Source organism: Paenibacillus sp. J31R122 (assembly GCF_056269185.1).
The window spans coordinates 1-18,726 of record NZ_JBWDNM010000007.1 but is presented as its reverse complement, the minus strand read 5'-3'; the positions used below and the strand labels follow the sequence as shown (position 1 = coordinate 18,726).

The 18,726-nt window shown below is 46.3% G+C and carries 16 protein-coding genes and 1 other annotated feature; of the genes, 2 read left to right on the top strand and 14 right to left on the bottom strand.

Annotated elements, in window-relative coordinates; all coding sequences use genetic code 11:
* Positions 1 to 20: 20 nt before the first annotated feature.
* The 7 genes from holA to AC0YN7_RS12815 all read right to left on the bottom strand — a co-directional run bounded on the left by holA (position 21) and on the right by AC0YN7_RS12815 (position 8,590).
* Entirely contained in the window at positions 21 to 1,055 is a 1,035-nt protein-coding gene (holA, locus tag AC0YN7_RS12845; protein WP_475810402.1) for a DNA polymerase III subunit delta, read from the bottom strand.
* Positions 1,056 to 1,374: 319 nt separating this feature from the next.
* Positions 1,375 to 2,412, bottom strand: coding sequence for an anti-sigma factor family protein (locus AC0YN7_RS12840; RefSeq protein WP_475810401.1), 1,038 nt, complete (start codon positions 2,410 to 2,412; stop codon positions 1,375 to 1,377).
* Positions 2,409 to 2,957: an RNA polymerase sigma factor gene (locus AC0YN7_RS12835; RefSeq protein ID WP_475810400.1), complete on the bottom strand. Its 549-nt coding sequence runs from the start codon at positions 2,955 to 2,957 to the stop codon at positions 2,409 to 2,411. The genes AC0YN7_RS12840 and AC0YN7_RS12835 overlap by 4 nt, the downstream gene beginning before the upstream one ends.
* A 259-nt stretch (positions 2,958 to 3,216) precedes the next feature.
* Positions 3,217 to 5,838: a DNA internalization-related competence protein ComEC/Rec2 gene (locus AC0YN7_RS12830; protein ID WP_475810399.1), complete on the bottom strand. Its 2,622-nt coding sequence runs from the start codon at positions 5,836 to 5,838 to the stop codon at positions 3,217 to 3,219.
* 178 nt (positions 5,839 to 6,016) lie between these two features.
* On the bottom strand, positions 6,017 to 6,547 hold the full coding sequence (locus AC0YN7_RS12825) for a deoxycytidylate deaminase (RefSeq protein ID WP_475810398.1): 531 nt from the start codon (positions 6,545 to 6,547) through the stop codon (positions 6,017 to 6,019).
* A gap of 73 nt (positions 6,548 to 6,620) precedes the next feature.
* Positions 6,621 to 7,910, bottom strand: a complete 1,290-nt coding sequence (locus tag AC0YN7_RS12820) for a homocysteine synthase (RefSeq protein ID WP_475810397.1) — start codon at positions 7,908 to 7,910, stop codon at positions 6,621 to 6,623.
* Between the two features lie 89 nt (positions 7,911 to 7,999).
* Positions 8,000 to 8,590, bottom strand: coding sequence for a ComEA family DNA-binding protein (locus tag AC0YN7_RS12815; RefSeq protein ID WP_475810396.1), 591 nt, complete (start codon positions 8,588 to 8,590; stop codon positions 8,000 to 8,002).
* A 191-nt stretch (positions 8,591 to 8,781) separates the two neighbouring features.
* Here AC0YN7_RS12815 and comER point away from each other — a divergent pair, with 191 nt between their 5' ends.
* On the top strand, positions 8,782 to 9,621 hold the full coding sequence (comER, locus tag AC0YN7_RS12810; protein ID WP_475810395.1) for a late competence protein ComER: 840 nt from the start codon (positions 8,782 to 8,784) through the stop codon (positions 9,619 to 9,621).
* Between the two features lie 40 nt (positions 9,622 to 9,661).
* Here comER and leuS read toward each other — a convergent pair whose 3' ends face one another.
* The 6 genes from leuS to AC0YN7_RS12780 form a co-directional block, all read right to left on the bottom strand.
* Positions 9,662 to 12,100, bottom strand: coding sequence for a leucine--tRNA ligase (gene leuS / locus AC0YN7_RS12805; protein ID WP_475810394.1), 2,439 nt, complete (start codon positions 12,098 to 12,100; stop codon positions 9,662 to 9,664).
* 65 nt (positions 12,101 to 12,165) lie between these two features.
* Positions 12,166 to 12,412, bottom strand: a binding site (T-box leader).
* A gap of 48 nt (positions 12,413 to 12,460) precedes the next feature.
* Entirely contained in the window at positions 12,461 to 12,916 is a 456-nt protein-coding gene (locus AC0YN7_RS12800) for a hypothetical protein (protein ID WP_475810393.1), read from the bottom strand.
* A 51-nt stretch (positions 12,917 to 12,967) separates the two neighbouring features.
* Positions 12,968 to 14,209, bottom strand: coding sequence for a CynX/NimT family MFS transporter (locus tag AC0YN7_RS12795; RefSeq protein ID WP_475810392.1), 1,242 nt, complete (start codon positions 14,207 to 14,209; stop codon positions 12,968 to 12,970).
* Between the two features lie 72 nt (positions 14,210 to 14,281).
* Positions 14,282 to 15,478 (bottom strand): GNAT family N-acetyltransferase, encoded by a 1,197-nt coding sequence (locus tag AC0YN7_RS12790; RefSeq protein WP_475810391.1) that lies wholly within the window; start codon positions 15,476 to 15,478, stop codon positions 14,282 to 14,284.
* Positions 15,479 to 15,586: 108 nt separating this feature from the next.
* Positions 15,587 to 15,889: a hypothetical protein gene (locus AC0YN7_RS12785; protein ID WP_475810390.1), complete on the bottom strand. Its 303-nt coding sequence runs from the start codon at positions 15,887 to 15,889 to the stop codon at positions 15,587 to 15,589.
* A gap of 151 nt (positions 15,890 to 16,040) precedes the next feature.
* Positions 16,041 to 16,241: a YwbE family protein gene (locus tag AC0YN7_RS12780; protein ID WP_475810389.1), complete on the bottom strand. Its 201-nt coding sequence runs from the start codon at positions 16,239 to 16,241 to the stop codon at positions 16,041 to 16,043.
* Positions 16,242 to 16,369: 128 nt separating this feature from the next.
* On the opposite strand from AC0YN7_RS12780, the gene AC0YN7_RS12775 reads away from it, so the two are divergent.
* Positions 16,370 to 18,181, top strand: coding sequence for a DEAD/DEAH box helicase (locus tag AC0YN7_RS12775; protein ID WP_475810388.1), 1,812 nt, complete (start codon positions 16,370 to 16,372; stop codon positions 18,179 to 18,181).
* 110 nt (positions 18,182 to 18,291) lie between these two features.
* Here AC0YN7_RS12775 and AC0YN7_RS12770 read toward each other — a convergent pair whose 3' ends face one another.
* Positions 18,292 to 18,573: a hypothetical protein gene (locus AC0YN7_RS12770; protein ID WP_475810387.1), complete on the bottom strand. Its 282-nt coding sequence runs from the start codon at positions 18,571 to 18,573 to the stop codon at positions 18,292 to 18,294.
* Positions 18,574 to 18,726 lie beyond the last annotated feature (153 nt).

Below are 18,726 nucleotides of genomic sequence, written 5' to 3'. Positions count from 1 at the left end.
TTTTGTATGCAGGAGAAAATCTAAGCACGCTGCTCTACTCCAAGAGACAGTAAATAAAGCTCTAGGCCGAGCGTTTTTTCGATAGCGCCTGTTTTCATTTTATAATCCAGTTCGGCTAACGAGGCAAGGAGCTTGCCCAGCCTAGGTACAGCGAACTTGCGGCTCTTCTCTGCCGCTAGCTTAACCGCATAGGGATGCAATCCCAGTTGTCCCGCCATTTGCTGGGGTGAATAATGCTGCTGCTCCAGCTCTTTAATTTGAAGCATAATACGTAACTGCCTGGCGATCAGCGCCGCTATTTTAATAGGCTCTTCTTTTCGTACGAGAAGCTCCCTATACAACCGTAAAGCACGATCAATACGCAGTTCTGCTATAGAATCAATTAATGCAAACACATCTTCCTCGACAGTTGCTGCTGTAAGTAAGGAAGCTTGCTCCAAATCAATGACGCCGCCTACACCAGCATGAAGACATAGCTTATCCACTTCTTGTGCAAGCTGCTGCATATTTGTTCCCGCGCGAACGAGCAGCAAATCAGCGGCTTCTGCGCTCATCGTACGCTTTTGCTCTGCCGCCCGCTTCATCATCCACTGCTTGAGCTGGGCAGCATCCAGCTCTGGAAAGGCCACAAGCGAATTACGCTCCTTCAGCACCTTCACCAACTTGCGCCGCTCATCAAGCTTCTCAGCAAACACAGCAAACACAATTACTGACGTTTCTGATGGATATTCCATATACTGGAGAAGCTTCTCCGGTTGATGCTGGATCTTCCCGCTTTCTTTGATACTTGCCGCAAGGACAGCAGCATCTCGAATGAGTACAAGCTTGCGCGGCACGAAAAATGGCAGCGTCTCCGCTTCCAATACAGCTTCTTCAAGAGCTGTTTCTGCTGTATCGAACTTTACAATGCCTAGCTCTCGTTCCTCTGCTGTAAACATGGCGTCTGTTAAGCTATCTATAAAATGCTGCAAGCGATAACGATCCTTGCCATATAATACGTAGATCGGTCGAAACCTTCCGCCTTTTATTTCCTTCAACGCTTCCTTTGAATCCATTTCATCACCTCATCATGACTATGTACAAATAAACGGCAATAAAGGGATGAGCCATTTGAAGGCATCATCCCTTTGTTCAAAGATCAGCTCGCACATGCCTCGCATGTTACGTTTCTTATCTTTTCTTCACGAAGCAAAGTCGCCCAAAGCATTTGGACGACTTGCTCGTTTCCACTTGCCGAGCATCTATATAAACATCAACAAGCAGGTCCATGGTACCTCCCTATTGATGGTCATACGACGTCAAGGCTTCGTCGCAGACATTCTCGCTACTTATACTATACGCGAAGCATAAGAATTGTGTGCGAATATCTTATTATTAATGCGCAGTCTTCTCGTTCTCGTCATTCCCGCTTGCAATATCAAGAACATATTTCTCAATTGCGCCTTGCTCCAGTTTGACCTCATAAAACAATTGCTTACTATCGTCTGACCAGACTAGATTGTCCAGCGTCCCATTCTTCCGAGAAGATTGGAGTACAGCGGTTTGATCGTCAGCTGTAAATATTATAACCTTGTAGTCTGCTACTTGTGCGATATACTTCCCATCCGGGGATGCAGCTTGAAGTTGATTTTTTTCAATCGTAAATCCCGTTAAGGGTGGATCTACCTGACCATTGCTAGTTCCTGATCCATTATTCCCTAAGGCTGGCAAATCATTAGATCCGCCTGAATTTTTCCCTGTATCGAGACCTTTTGTTGGGTCACTAAGAGCATCAAACTTTGAAATCCCAGCTTTTTCATCCGAGCTTTTATTTTGACTTGAGGTCATTTCCGGCTCTTGCGCCACGCTTTTACGTTTATCCATATTATCTGATTGACTTTCTGTTGATACCTCATTTTCCAATTCTAAGTTAGCTGATATTTTCATCTGTGCTTGTGGAGATGAAGAAGTATCCGCGTCATTTTTTGCTCCACTTGCACTAAACAACCCCGCTCTTCCTAAGTCCGGTCCATTACCCGATCCATAGGTTACAAGGAAAAGTCCTGCTACGATTCCAGCTGCTATCACTCCGCTCATCACTCGCATTGAAGGCCATCGGCGATTTTGAGTCTTGCGGCGGCGTGATAGAACTTCCGTCGCTTTAACGTCGGATTGCGGGGAATCCGTTCCTGCTTGCGACTGTTTAAGCAGCTCCAACCGCTCTAGCTGCGGCATAATGGCATCAACCAAGCTATAGCTGGGAATAACTTTAGGTAAACTAGTCAGTTCCGCGGATAGAAGCTTAAGCCGTTCGAACATGGCTGCACAGTCCGGACAATGTCTAGTATGATTTATCAAGACTTCTTTCTCGTGTTCATCGAGATCGTCGTCAAGCTGTCTTTGCATATACTCCATCACCTCTTGACAATTCATCCCCGGACACCACCTTTCTGATAATCATGAAGTAAAGTATGCAGCTGTTGCCTAGCTCTGAATAAATAAGACTTTACCGTGTTAAGCGGCAAATCCAGTGAATCAGCAATTTCATTGTATGAAAAATCTTGTAAATACCTAAGTACGACTACCGCGCGATGATGCTCAGGCAGCTTATCAATAGCGGTCCGAATATCTTGTACGGCATAGGCGGTCATCACCTCGTCCTCCACGTTCTGTTTCTCATGGAAAACCATGTCATGCTCATCTATTGATACTGTCGGCTTATTTCTCCGGAATTTATCAATGCAAATATTCGTTACAATACGTTGAATCCATGTTTTGAATTGTGCTTTCTCTTCATACGAGCCTATTTTAGTATAAATTCGGATTAGCGCTTCCTGAGCTGCATCAAGTGCATCCTGTTCGTTATTTAATATATAATAGGCTGTCCGATAAACATGCGTTTCAATCTCTCGCAATAGAGTAATTAATGCATCGCGATCTCCCGACTGAGCGGCTCGAATAATGCCCGGCTCCACCACGAAGGATCCCCCTCTCTTGCAACCATTCTGACGAACTGGTTACTATAAATGTTGCAGATAAAAGATAAGTTTCACTTAATTTTTTTTAGCGGAAATAGTTTCCTGCAAATACGTGCATTCAGTTCTGTGCAGATGCTTCTCATAACATATATTCATTGAGTTAATAAATGGATAATCCACTATTTTTTTAGAGGAGATAAAAAACGAACTCCACATTAAAGAATACCAAATTAATGATATTCCGTATATAGAAATCGTTTTATTCTCTTAAGTACAACCCTCTATTTGTCACTGTAAAACGCACCTCTCCATCCTTATCCGTTCGCCAATTAAGAACGCCTGCTTCCTTGATTCGCGCTAAAACATCTGGATGAGGATGACCGTAGCTGTTCGTAGCACTCACAGATGTTACCGCGCCAAGCGGTCTCCAATATCGCAGCCATTCCTCGCTTGTTGAGAAGCGGCTTCCATGATGAGCTACTTTCATAATGGAAATGGCAGACTCAGTTTGGCTCCCGTCTTTATCCTGCAGCTTCCTGACTAACGCTTGTTCCGTTTCACTTCCTATATCACCCGAAAATAAGAAGAGCTTTCCATATATATCAACGTTTAAGACAACGCTGCTTTCATTCTGATCCTCTACTGTATTGATAACTTCGTTCTGAGGAGCCTCAGGCCATAATACTTTCATACGCGAATCTGTATCCATCTCGAATTCCAAGCCTTCGTAAGCCTTATATAACGGAATGCGTAAATCATTCACTTGCCTGAGCAGCTCCTTCGCGTCACCTGCATCCTTTATTGTGCCGTTCCACCATACGCCGCGAACAGGAATCGTATCCAGCACCGCTTGCAGCCCTTTAATATGGTCGCTATCCAAATGAGAAATGACAAGAAGATCAATTTGCTGCACCCCTCTTTTCATAAGCAGAGGAACGATAACCTTTCGACCGACCTCAAAAGGGTCACTGCGTTCCTTCCATTCCTCGCCTGGCTTACGAAAGGAAATCGCCCCTCCTCCATCGATTAATATATGCTTGCCTCTTGGAGTCCGAATATGGATGGTATCCCCTTGACCAACATCCAGAAAGCTGACGATTGCCGTCCTATTCCATAAGTTAGGCTGATAAGCGTAAAAGAGCAACCCGAATGTGCCAATAGCGAGCATTGAGAACCCAAGTGCGAAGCTCCTTTTACTTCCATTTGCCTCTAAATAAAAGATAGCTTCCCCCATAGATGCTGTTGGCGCGGCTTCGACGAACCCAGGCTCAAGCGGCAAGGTCTCGTCAGCTATTATCGATTGATCTGAATATACAGCTAGAGAGTGCTGTGACCATTTTTTAAGCGTATAAAAAGCAGCTCCGAGCAGTACGAACCATGCAGCCACCCACCATAAAGGCGGAGAGGGCCATATGGAACGCAGCGAATCGACCTGTGACAGCCTATCAACTAATAAGAATGTCCAGTCATTCGCATAATGCGATGCGTAAGCGAGCAATTTGCCGCCTGGTTCCCAAGGGACCGCAATCATTAACGATACCGCCCCAAACGGCATAACCACGAAACTTATAAACGGAACTAGCACGAAATTCGCGAGCATAGATAAAGCGTGAAATTGATTGAAATAATAGATCGATACCGGAAAAGAAACAAGCTGGGCAACTATCGTAACAGCAGCCAGATCAAAAAGCGCCTTCCCTTTTTTCCATTGCGGCATCGCTCTCCTAACCGGTGGAACGCCAATAATTAATCCAATCGTAACGATAAAGGATAACTGAAAGCTAACATTTTCGATAAAGAAAGGGTCCACTGCCAGCATAAGTACTGCCGCCGCAGCAAGCAGATGCAAGCCATCCTTCAATTTCCCGAACCGTGCAGCAAGCAAGCCGAGAACGGCCATCACACCAGCCCGTACAACGGAAGGAGATCCGCCAGAGAGCAGCACATAGAGTGGAACAGAAAACATGAGGATAAGCAGTATTCTTTCGCGAGTCATACGCAGCAATCGAAGCAAACCGCTTAAGACGTAAATAAACACGGCGACATGCAAGCCTGATATAGCCAATATATGCGTGAGGCCAAGCCGCGAAAATTGCTGGAACTGCTCGGGGTCGAGGTCTTCGCGAATACCGAGGACGAGGCCCTTCATGTATCCGGACTGATCGGACGGATACAGTCTGTCGAAGCGCGCACCAAGCGCAGCGCGCGCTTGATCTACGCGGCCGAGCAGCGCGGCCGCGGTGAGCTTTTGGCCCGGCGCCGATTTTACGGCGGCGGTGCCCTTAGCTTTGAGCAGCCAATGTATGCGCTGGCTGCTCAGGTAGCGGCGGTAGTCGAAGCCGCCGCTATTGGTTGCACCAGCCGGCCGCGTTAGCTCGCCGGCAACGCGCACAAGGTCGCCGCGCTGCCACTTCGCGGCGACAGCCTGCTCCGGCTGCTCCGCAAGCCGGACATGCACGACCAAGCGCTCGCGGAGCTCTCGCGGCGCTGCTTCACCCTTGACGTGGACGCTATTCGCCGCCACGCGAAACATAACGCGGTCGCCGTCGACCTCCACCGCGGACACAATAGTGCCGACCGCTTCCGCCGCGTACGCAGCTTGCGGGCCATCCGCCTCAGCGGCGGCTAGCAGAGCCTGCAGCGCGGTCACATTGCGGGCATCCGCCCACATCCGTTCCCCTGCGGCGAGCCCTGCCGCAACCACGCAGGCAGCCGCCAGCGGCCAGGACGCCTGCCTGCACAGCGCAGCGGCCAGCGCCAGCAAAGCCAGCGCACCCGTCATAAGCACAGCGCCGCGACTGCTCAGACCCGCAGCCGCGGCGCTGCCGCAAACCCAACTAATTACGAACCAGATCAAAGGACGCCGGTTCATCCTTAACATATATTGCCCTCCTTTATTTCACTCTAGCGTCTCAAGACTGCCCTCACGCTCACTCAAACACTAAATCGAATTTTTTAACATTACCCCTATACAAAAAAAGAACCTCCAGCCGCATCAACCGATGCAGCTAGAGGTTCCTCCTCTGTTAGCTTTATTCATTATTAAAGAGCAATCAACACTAGGAAGTTATTTCCATATGATCTCCAGCGGAAGGCTCAAAAGACACCAAACAACGGAAAACAATACCCTTCTGCTCCATTAGCCTCTCGACCTTGTCGCTGTCCTTTTGATAGGTACGATGGTACACGATTTCAGTGACGCCGCTGTTAGCAAGCATATTGGCGCATGTCCAGCAGGGCTGGTCGGTTACGTATACGATTGAGCCTTCGCGGTCTGCTCGGTCAGTGAACATCAGCAGGTTTTGTTCAGCATGTATCGTTCGAATACATCGCTGCTTCTTAATCACCTGCTCCACTCCGTCGACAACCTTCACCTCAGCCTCCTCAGTCATCATGCATCCTGCCTCAAGGCAGTCCTGCACGCCCATAGGAGCTCCGTTATAAGCGGTGCCAAGCAGCTTTTTCCCTTGTACGAGCACAGCTCCGACATGTCTGCGAGGGCAGCGTGAACGAGTCGATACCATATAAGCGATATCCATAAAATACGTATCCCAATCCTTACGAAGGGTATCCTTAGTTTGGGTAGTCATTGCTTAAACTTCCTTTCTCGTGATGCATCTGTATTTCTAGTTGTCATTGTCATTTAAGGTAGCAAATCCATTATTATTGGCTTGCGGCCAATGCTTGCCCCAGATCCGCTAAAATATCATCGATTCCTTCTGTTCCAATCGATATACGAATCATTCCCGGTGAAACGCCAGCCGCTGACTGCTGCTCAGCAGTTAGCTGCTGATGCGTCGTGCTTGCGGGATGAATAATAAGTGACTTCGAGTCGCCGACATTCGCAAGATGCGAGAACAGCTGCACTGAATTGATGACCTTCTTGCCTGCTTCCACGCCGCCTTTAATACCAAAAGTCATAATCGCGCCTTGACCCTTAGGTAAATATTTCTTAGCGAGCTCGTAGGAAGAATGACTCGGCAATCCGGAATAATTAACCCACTCAACTGCTTCATGCCCTTCCAAATACTCAGCAACCTTCTGAGCATTTGAGCTATGACGCTCCATACGCAAATGAAGAGTTTCAAGTCCTTGCAGCAGCAAGAATGAATTAAATGGTGACAATGCCGCGCCCATATCACGAAGCAATTGCACACGCGCTTTAATAATATACGCAATCGGACCAACAGCATCCGTATATACTACACCATTATAGCTCGGATCCGGTTCAGTCAAGCCAGGAAATTTACCGCTTGCCTTCCAATCGAACTTGCCCGCGTCTACAATCACGCCGCCAATAGATGTACCATGACCGCCAATAAACTTTGTAGCGGAATGAATGACAATATCTACGCCATGTTCAATCGGACGGCATAAGTATGGGCTTGGGAATGTGTTATCGACAATAAACGGAACTCCGTTCTCATGAGCGATAGCAGCAACCGCTTCCAAATCAATAACGTCTCCCTTTGGATTACCGATCGTTTCCGCGAACACCGCTTTCGTGCGTTCTGTAATCGCTGCGCGGAAATTTTCCGGATTGGATGGATCAACGAATTTAACAGTAATGCCTAGTTTCTTAAGCGTAATCGCGAACAAATTATACGTTCCGCCATAGATGCTGGAGGAGGATACGATTTCATCACCGGCACCTGCGATATTAAGAATCGCGTATGTAGTTGCAGCTTGTCCGGACGCAACCGCCAAGGCTGCAGGGGCACCTTCAAGCTCTGCTACCCGCTTCTCGAATACATCCGATGTCGGATTCATAATACGTGAATAGATATTACCGAATTCAGACAGTGAAAAAAGATTCGCAGCATGATCTGTATCTTTGAATCCGAATGAGCTCGTTTGGTAAATAGGTACCGCGCGCGACATCGTAGTCGGATCGATTTGTTGGCCTCCGTGGACGGATAGCGTTTCTAGAGAGAGCTTGCGTTGTTCTGACATGTTTTAACTCCTCCTATACATTTTGCCTATCAAAACTAGTAATATAAGCGGAATCTATCAAAAGTCCGCTTCCTTCCATTCTCTCACAATTATGGACGAACGACAATATTTTCTTCGATACCTGCCAGTAATTTATTACCAATCCCTTTTACCCGCAGCAACTCATCAATTGAGTTAAAATAACCATTTTCCTCTCGATCGGCAACAATAGCCTCCGCCTTTGCAGGTCCAATTCCTTTTAGCAGATCCAGCTCAGCAGCCGTAGCTCTATTGATGTCCAGCTTCCCGTTTACGGTGGTCGCTAATTCTTCTTTCGAGCTAGAATCTTCAATTAAATCTTTAGTCTTCTCGCTTGCTGGTTCAACAGATTCTTGATCTCCAGCCCCGCCACCGCTCTCTGCTTCTTTTGAATCTTTTACATTCCCTTCCTTTCCCGAATCGTTTGCATCATTTGCATCTTTGTCTTTGACAATCTTCAGCTCGCTCGAAACGCCACTATCGTCAACATTCTCCATTGCAACAAGGGCTCTTTCCACCTCATCGTTTAAAGGAACCCATCGTTCTCCTTGAAGTCGCTTTGGTTCCATCAACGCGAGAGACAATAAGCTGACAGCTGCTAAAATACAAACTGTCGCTAGCAGAATGCGTTTTGCTGATAATCCCCATGCCGGTTCCCTCATGAAAGAGCAGCTCCTTTCAAATCGAAATATTCATTAACAATTTATTGACATATGAAACAAGTCCTATTGAATAAGGTAAGAGAGCATACAAATCGCTTCCTAATTTAAGGGAATGACCATGCTTCACATATGCGTTTCTCTTTTAGGTGACACTGGTTTTGCATGTGCAAAACCATATAGGAGGGTTCAGCATGAATGTCGGGTTTATCGGGACGGGCACGATGGGAAGCCTGCTCATAGAAGCTTTAATCGCATCAGGCGCTCTTTCGCCTGCTCAAATTACTGTCAGCAACCGCACTTTTGCAAAAGCGCAAGCATTGGCCGACCGTTATTCCGGCATAAGAGCCGAATATACGAACGCCGGAGCTGCTTGCGGCAACGATATCATCTTTCTATGCGTCAAACCGCATGAATTCAAAAAAGTCGTTGACGATTTAAAGCCTGTTATTACCTCGGACCAAATTATCGTATCCATTACAAGTCCGGTTCTGATTGCCCACTTAGAAGGAGAATTAGACTGCAAAATAGCAAAGGTCATACCAAGCATTACAAATTATGTATGGAGCGGAGCTTCACTCTGTATTTATGGACAAAGAATGCAAGAAGAAGATATGACTACGCTGGAGTCATTGTTATCTTACATTAGCGAGCCGCTGCGAATTGATGAGAGCTATACTCGCATAGTGTCGGATTTATCAAGCTGTGGACCTGCTTTCATTTCGTTCTTTCTCGAACAATTTGTAGAGGCAGCAGTAGATGAAACAGGAATTGGTCGCGAAGAAGCTCTCCAGGTAGCAAGCGCCATGCTGCTTGGAACCGGTTTGCTGCTCACACAAGGAGGACTGACACCGGCACAAGTGCAAGAAAGAGTCGCTGTTCCAGGCGGTATTACAGCCCAAGCACTCGCCTTGTTGCAGCGTGAAACCAGCGGTGTATTCAACCAGCTTATTCGGACGACACATTCCAAATTTAATGAAGATTTAACGAAGGTTTCAACTGCCTTTATCGTCGAAGAGGTGAACGGACAATAGCTGTTCTTCAGCTAGAGCCCGCTCACCTCTTCGGTTTGCGTTAATTCGCTACTATATTGACAAGCTTGCCTTTTACCGCAACAACTTTACGAATCGTTTTGTCAGCAATGAGCTCTTGCACTTTCTCTAGCTCCTTCGCCATGCTTTCCATTTCCGCAACATCCATGTCAGCCGCAATCGAAACACGATCAACAATTTTTCCATTTACTTGCACGACGATCTCTACTTCCTGATCGATAGTCCAAGCTTCTTCATACGTTGGCCAAGCCGCATAGGAGATAGAATCTTTTCGTCCCAGCTTCTCCCAAAGCTCTTCCGCAATATGAGGAGCGATTGGCGAGATCATTTGAACAAAGTCTTCCATCGCGCGTTGTGGAAGCACATCCGTTTTGTAAGCTTCATTGACAAAAATCATCAGCTGGCTAATAACCGTATTAAAGCGCAGGTTATCATAATCCTCGGTAATTTTTTTGATCGAGCGATGCCATGTGCGCTTGAAAGCCTCGCTGGTTTCGCTATCGCCAATTTTGGCATTCAAGCTGCCGTCCTCATTAATAAACAAACGCCATACACGGCTTAGGAAACGGTATGTTCCTTCAACACCGTTCGTGTTCCACGGCTTAGTCGCCTCAAGGGGCCCCATAAACATTTCGTACATGCGAAGTGTATCCGCGCCGAACTCGTTTACGATATCATCTGGATTAATAACGTTGCCGCGTGACTTCGACATTTTCTCGTTATTGTTACCAAGAATCATCCCTTGGTTGACTAGCTTATGGAATGGCTCCTTCGTTTGAACAACACCGATATCATAAAGTACTTTATGCCAAAAACGAGCGTACAGCAAATGAAGTACAGCATGCTCCGCACCGCCAATGTACAAATCAACCGGCAACCATTCCTTTTGCTTTTCTGGGGAACAAATTTCTTTATCGTTTTTCGGATCAATAAACCGCAAGTAATACCAGCAGCTGCCCGCCCATTGCGGCATCGTGTTCGTTTCGCGACGCGCTTTCATTCCGGTCTCTGGATCAATCGTGTTTACCCATTCCGTTACGTTCGCAAGAGGTGACTCTCCCGTACCCGAAGGCTTGATCGCATCAACATCCGGAAGCAGCAATGGAAGCTGATCCTCTGGTACAGGCTTCATGGAGCCGTCTTCCAGGTGAAGAATTGGAATCGGCTCGCCCCAGTAGCGTTGACGGCTGAACAGCCAGTCGCGAAGTCTGTAGGTTATTTTGCCTTTACCTTTGCCGGAAGCATCCAAATGCTCGATCATAGCAGCAATTGCATCTACATTTGTTAGTCCATTCAAGAAATCGGAATTCACATGCGGTCCATCCCCAGCATACGCTTCTTTTGAAATGTCTCCGCCTTGAACTACCTCGACAATCGGAAGATCAAATTGCTTTGCGAATTCCCAGTCGCGAGCATCATGGCCCGGGACGGCCATAATGGCACCAGTTCCGTACCCCGCTAGTACGTAGTCCGCAATCCAAATCGGTGTTTTCACGCCGTTCACAGGATTAATGGCATACGCGCCTGTAAAGACGCCTGATTTATCTTTTGCTAGATCGGTACGCTCCAGGTCACTCTTACGTGCTGCTGCAACCTGATAGGCTTCTACTGCTGCTTTCTGATCATCTGTTACTATTTTGGCAACAAGCTCATGCTCAGGGGCCAATACGCAATATGTCGCTCCGAACAATGTATCCGGACGAGTTGTAAATACAACCAAAGAGGCTTCATGACCATCAATCTCGAAAGTTACTTCTGCGCCCTTTGATTTACCAATCCAGTTGCGCTGCATATCTTTTATGCTCTCTGACCAGTCCAGCTCTTCCAAATCGTCAAGCAAGCGATCCGCATATTCCGTAATTCTAAGAATCCACTGGCGCATCGGCTTACGAACTACCGGATGATTGCCACGCTCGCTTAAACCGTTTATGACCTCTTCATTCGCAAGCACTGTGCCAAGCGCCTCACACCAGTTCACTGACACTTCAGCTACGTATGCAAGTCCTCTATTGTACAATTGTATAAAAATCCATTGTGTCCATTTGTAGTACTCAGGGTCCGTTGTACTAATTTCGCGATCCCAGTCGTATGAGAAGCCGAGTGATTTAATTTGTCTGCGGAAGTTGTCAATATTTTTGAACGTAATATCACGCGGATGCTGACCTGTATCTAACGCGTGCTGCTCCGCAGGCAAGCCGAATGCATCCCAGCCCATCGGATGAAGAACGTTGTAGCCTTTCATTCTTTTGTAACGAGATACGATATCTGTTGCCGTGTAACCTTCTGGATGACCAACATGCAGTCCCGCTCCTGAAGGGTAAGGAAACATGTCCAGCGCGTAAAATTTCGGTTTGCTTGCATCCTCTGTTGTTTCAAATGTTTTGTTTTGATCCCAATATTGCTGCCACTTCGGCTCGATAGCAAGCGGGTTATAGCCTTGAATTTGCTGTTCCTGACTCATGTGAATCCTCCTCAAAATATTTCACGCATTTAAACAAATAAAGCCTCTCGTCCCTAGCGATTAACGCTAGGGACGAGAGGCTTTTCTCCCGTGGTACCACCCTAGTTAGCAATAGGCATGCTTTGCCCATCACTCACTTGTCGCCTTTAACGCAGGCCAAACGGTACGTTTCATTATCGATGATCAACATTCGACAGTATTATCGCACAGCTCCAAGGCGAGATTCATTCCGCAGCAGGTCCGGCTTGCACCAATATCACCGGCTCTCTAGGCCTTGCTCACGAAACTACTGTTCCTCTTCAACGCTTATTATACATTAAACATGGTTATTCACGATTATAAAGATCCAGCCGCGCCATGTCAAGAGATCGGGTTAGGACGTACTCCTTCAATTCCCGTGTCCTGCCGCTCACCTAACGTAACAATTCTAACGATAATTAGAAGCAGAACGCTATGCAGTATAAGTCCAACAATGCCGTCTGAATATCCAAGAATAACAACAAGCAGCCATAATGCGATAGGAGGCAGTTGAATGATAAATAAAAGGATCAATATTAAAATATGCAATCCAACATTAACTTGCTCTTTCATTCTAGCAGGGCTAAGGGTAGTAACAAGCAGTGTGAGCCCTAGTCCCATCGATATTTTTCCCCAAAATTGAACGACTTCTCGTTCAGATCCCGCTTCAGGTCCGAGAAATTGAAATCCCAACAGAGCTCCATTTCCATATAAATATAGCACACCCGCTAAAATAGACGATAAACAAGCAGCTAATATGAGCCACTTTTTACTTCTCATGAGGTAGTTATAAAGCATCGGACACCTCCAAAAAATAATAGCTGTATCCACTATTACGAATCATTCCCATTATTTGTTGCGATCTTGTATGCTTTTATTCGCACCTGCGTTCCAACCTACGACTGCAAATACTATCGTTAAGCCAACCAGCATGACTAGTGATAGAGTCCACTCCTTCGTAAGGTCATGGAATAGACCAAATAAAAACGGTCCGGCAGCCGCTAATAAATAACCCATCGATTGTGCCATCCCCGACAGCTCGGCAGATTGTGTTGTGCTGCTTGTCCGAAGAACAAAAAACATAACCGCCAAGCTAAATCCTGAACCTCCAGCAATACCAAGCAGTATCATCCATACCGGTATAAGAGCTGCACTTCCGCCACTCAGCAGACCCACGTACGCAATGACGAGCAGCAATGCGGTCATTAGCGCTAGCCCGCGCTGACTCGCTTTACGACCAGCCAGCACAGGAATAATAAACGTAGCCGGTAAACTTACGAATTGCAGCAAGGAAAGCATCCAGCCTGCATCGACAGGACTCATGCCGCGATCATGCAGTATTTCTGGCAGCCAAGAAATATTTACATAAAAGAAAAAGGACTGAATCCCCATAAATAACGACACATACCAGGCCAATCCTGAAGTCCACAGATTAGTTTTATTTTTATAATTCATAATATGGATTGACTGATTACGACCAAGCCTGCGCACTTGGGGAAGCCAAGCGACTGTGGCAATAAGGGCAAGTATCGACCAGCAAGCAAGCATCCCCTGCCAACCAAAGCCAAGCTGCTCAGTAATCGGAATGCTAAAGCCAGAAGCAATAGCTGCTCCTAAATTCATAACTACAGAATATAAACCTGTCACAAGACCCACTTTTATCGGAAAATCACGCTTAATCAAGCTCGGCAGCAGCACATTGCCTATCGCGATTGCCATGCCAAGCAAAACCGTGCCTACTAGCAAAGCCGCAATGGAAGGCAATGATCGCATTAAGATGGCTCCTGTAAGTACAATCATAGCGATAAACAACGTGTTCTCCGTACTAATACGTTGTGCTATCCGCGGTGCTAAAGGCGATATAAAAGCAAAAGCAAGAAGCGGCAGCGTTGTAAGTAAGCCCGTTGTTGTGCTTGAAATACCTAATGATTGCTGAATATCAGACACAATAGGTCCGACAGCTGTAATCGGTGCTCTAAGATTAGCCGCAATTAGCAAAATACCGAGCATTAACAGCCAAGAGCTTGTTAAGACTTGTGGTGATGAGGTTGATGATGAAGCCGAAGTCAAATCTGATCTGTACTTTTTCACAAAAAAATCCTTCTTTCTCATGCTGGTTAGAATTCTAAGATGTGTTTTATTGAAAATAATATGATTAATTTTTCAATCAGTTTTAACTCTGTACCAATAGTCGTATCGCTGCGTGTAGCCAATTTTATCGTACAATCGGTTCGCAGGAGCATTATCCTTCACTACTAGCAGGTAGCCTTCTGTTGCGCCTTGTTTCTTGCCCCAATCTAAAATATTCAATACAAGCTGCTCTCCATAGCCGCGGCCCCTACTGTCTGGATCAGTCACGATATCATATAAGCCGATCCAGCCCTGTTCAATTACGGCTAGCCCGCAAGCAACTGGCACTCCATTATCGTGCAGCACAGCAAAACATTTAAGGAGCGGAGAGAGCTCCATCATTTTGCGGGTAACTATTTTTTGCTGCTCGGTTAATTGGTTAAAAGCAGTGACCGCATCTATCCATGACTCGGTTAAATGCTCTTCGATCTGGATGTCCGAGTGAACAGGTTTGTTTACAACTTCTAGATGAATGGTCTTAACAAGTGTATGATCGATTTTTTCATAGGCAAGAGCATGCAGCTTTTCATCAAGATTCGATGGGTATACAAAGGGCGTTATTTTAAAAACAGTACGTAATTGCTGATTTGTATATAACTTTTCACATTCACTTATTTTCAAATCAAGCTCCAATTGATGGCCATAGATCGGATTGATTGAATTCGAGCGCTTCGTATAGCCTTCAGCAAATCGAAGCAGCCACCCGTCATAAGTAATAGTTTGCAAAGCTGGCCAACCATTGAGACTCATTTCTTCTATTCGAAAATGAAGCCGATTTTTGATTTGCCAGATATGATGCTGATCATGCCAAATAAAATCTTTGACGTATTGAGCAGCCTGAAAAGTGTGCCCGTCCGCATCTCTAAGAAGAGCTTCGAATTGCTCATCAGTCAGCTTCCATAGTTCATCTATGATTTGATTGCGAATCTGAACAGCTTGTTGAACGAGATCTGATACTGAAACGCTTTTACTGTATATTTTGGCAGCATCATTAAATTCATCATAATCCATATGCTTAAGCGTCAACGGCATATTTGATCCTAATTTAGAAACAGCGGTCTCATAGAAATAGCGATCCCACTGCAAAATATGTGCGGTTACCTCGCGAACAGACCACTTTCCCGGTGCAATACTTTGATTCCATACTTGTTCGTTGAACTTTCCTAGATCTGCTATAAAAGCTGTCCATTCACCAAACTCCCTCAGAAGCTCATCCCTGTTTATGACCATATGCCTATCCCCTTAATTATAAAATAGGATTATAATACAGACCTTTTAATAAGCCTTTTTAAGCAAAAAAACCGCTCATTGAGCGTTCAGCTCGAAGGCGGACAGTTTTCACTTGATGCCAAATCTCTCAAGTTGCTCCAGATGGTTCGCTCGAAGCAATACCTCACGCTGCTTAGGTCCGAATAAATCAAAGTGCGGATACTGTGATCTCTTATGAATATATCGAGGGTTTAAGTCGTTATCTAGACACCAACGGGACAGCTTATCCAAATCGGCACAGCCGACTTTCGTCACGGTTCTCATTCCAGGAAAGCGAGGATCAATCCAGAAATGTGTTAAAAAAGCAATTTCACGGCTTGCGACACTCGCCTTCCATTGCTCCATTTCCTTTCTTGTAATGCCAAATGCCATTGCGCCGCCACTCCTTAAAGTTTTGCATAGCAAAACTATCTTCGAAAGCATTAACTTTGGTTTTGCATAGCAAAACTATCTTCGAAAGCATTAACTTTGGTTTCGCTTAGCAAACTAACCTCGAAAGCACTATATTTGGTTTCTCGCTCCCCTATGGTTGTGCAACGATTTGTTTTACTCTGCCTACCTGACCATCTGTTAGACGAACCTTAATTCCATGGGGATGCTTTGGTGAGTTGGTCAAAATATCTTTTACGATGCCCTGTGTCAGCTTTCCCGTACGTTGATCTTGCTTTAACACGATATGCACTGCAAGACCTGCTTTGATCGCCGAACGTTCTGTTCCGTTCATATTTTATCATTCCTTTGCTGCTACTGATGTCGGTTTTAGCATATCATATATAAGGTTATGATGCACAATAAGGGGACAACTGTTATACTTAACGTCAAACGATGTAAACGAAATGAGGAAATGTACTAATGTCTACCGCATTCAGCGCTCTGGGTATATCGCCCAAGTTATGTGAATTGCTTCATCAGGATGGTATCACTGAACCTACTCCGGTTCAGAAGCAAGCCATTCCTCTGCTCATGAACGGGCAGGATGTCATTGCGCAAGCACAAACAGGAACAGGTAAAACCATTGCATTTGTGTTGCCAATATTGCAACGCATCAATGTAGAAAAAGAACAGGTTCAAGCTCTGATTTTAACACCGACAAGAGAGCTTGCCATTCAAATAACTAGCGAGCTAAAAAAACTGGCTCCGTCTGTTGGAGCAGATGTTCTAGCTGCATACGGCGGCCAAGATGTCGAAGCTCAAAATCGTAAGCTGAAGCGTTCGCCGCATATCGTAGTTGCTACACCTGGACGACTTCTGGATCATATGAGACGTGAGACAATCAGCCTCGGCAAGCTTCAAATGCTTGTTCTTGATGAAGCTGATCAAATGCTTCATATGGGCTTCTTGCCTGATGTCGAGAGCGTTATTACACAAACGCCAAAAGCGCGTCAAACGATGCTCTTCTCAGCGACGATGCCAGATGCCATTCGTAAATTAGCAGCTGACTATATGAAATCACCTGTTGATATTCGAGTTCGCAGCACGAACGTAACGCTTGATAGCATCAAGCAGGTTGTAATTGAAACAACAGATCGCGGCAAGCAGCAGGCGCTCGTACACTTGCTTGAGCGTCACCAGCCTTATTTGGCGGTTATTTTTTGCAGGACAAAGGTTCGCGCCAAAAAATTAAATGAAGCATTGCAAGATCTTGGCATTGAGTCTGACGAACTCCATGGCGATTTGACACAGGCTAAGCGTGAGCAAGTTATGAAACGGTTCAGAGACGCGCGTCTTCAAGTTCTTGTTGCAACGGATGTTGCTGCACGCGGCCTGGATGTCGAAGGTGTAACGCATGTTTATAACTATGATGTGCCACAAGATGGAGAGCTATATATTCACCGCATCGGCAGAACTGGCCGTGCTGGTCAAGAAGGTATGGCGGTTACACTTGCAACGCCTTACGATAAAAACACAATAATCCTTATTGAAGAAAGTATTAACGCTAGACTTCTTCGTCGCGCAATTGACAGTGAAGGTGTAGAGTCCGCAGGCAGCGTTCAACTGGGAACCTATAAAGCCAAAGCTCGCACTTCAGGCAATAATGATCGCCCTCGAAGCGGTAGTGGAGGACAGCGTTCCGACGCGCGACGCGGCGGTGGAGGCCGTTCTGGACAACAGGATCGCAATTCTAAGCCTGGCGGTCGCAGAGGCCAACGTGAAAACGTACGTCCTGCATCCGGCAGACGAAATGAACGAAATACCGATACTATCGGACAAGCAACCGACAGCTTAACCGAGAACACAGGTTGGGGTGCGAGTCGCGATGGCGCTGGTCGTCGCGGTGAAGGCTCTGAAAATCGCAACAGCACCGGTCGCGGTGGCGAACGCTCCGGTAATCGCGGCAGCGCTGGTCGCGGCGGAGAACGCTCTGAGAATCGCAGCAGCGCTGGTCGCGGTGGAGAACGCTCCGGTAATCGCAGCAGCGCTGGTCGCGGCGGAGAACGCTCTGAGAATCGTAGCAGCGCCAGTCGCAGCGGAGTCTCCGTTGACAGTCCTTGGACTGCAGCAAAAGGGAAAGCGAATATTAGCCCAGGAAGCGAGCGCAGCAGCTCTCGCGGTGCTGGTCGCGGCGGCAATTCACGTGGTGGTTCGCAGACTAGCGGACGTGGCAACACACGCGGCAGTGGCGGCAGCGGAAGTTCTTTTGGCAAGCCACGCGGTCGTAAGTAATTACCCTATAAATCGGGTACATCACATACACTCAAGCAGGCAAAAAAACAAAAATGGAGTATCAACTGACAACAGTTCGATACTCCATTTTTGTTTTGCTTGTGCTTGGTCTACGTTACTGACAGCACTATTTTCACAACGTTTGCATTAGATTCAATATACTCATGAGCCTGAGCCGCATCTTTCCAATCATAGACCGGGTCGATCACAGAAATCATTCTTCTATCATTTACGTGTTTCCTCAACACTTTTTCCATCATTTCAATCTCGTTGATGGTTGCTTCTTCTAGTTTAAAGCTTAATTTGTGGCTATAAGCTTGATTTTCACGCTTACAGATCATTTTCGGATTAGTTTTCGGGCTGTAAGCTCGATTTTCATGCTTAGAGCTCATTTTCCGATAACCAAATCGAGAAAATGGACGCTTTAAGCATCATTTTGGACCTCTGTCAAGAAAGTAGACACTCCTTAAGGGTATCAAACTAGTGCTTTATAGTATTGTAATTCGAATTGCACTGGCGATAAGTAATCCAAAGAACCATGGATT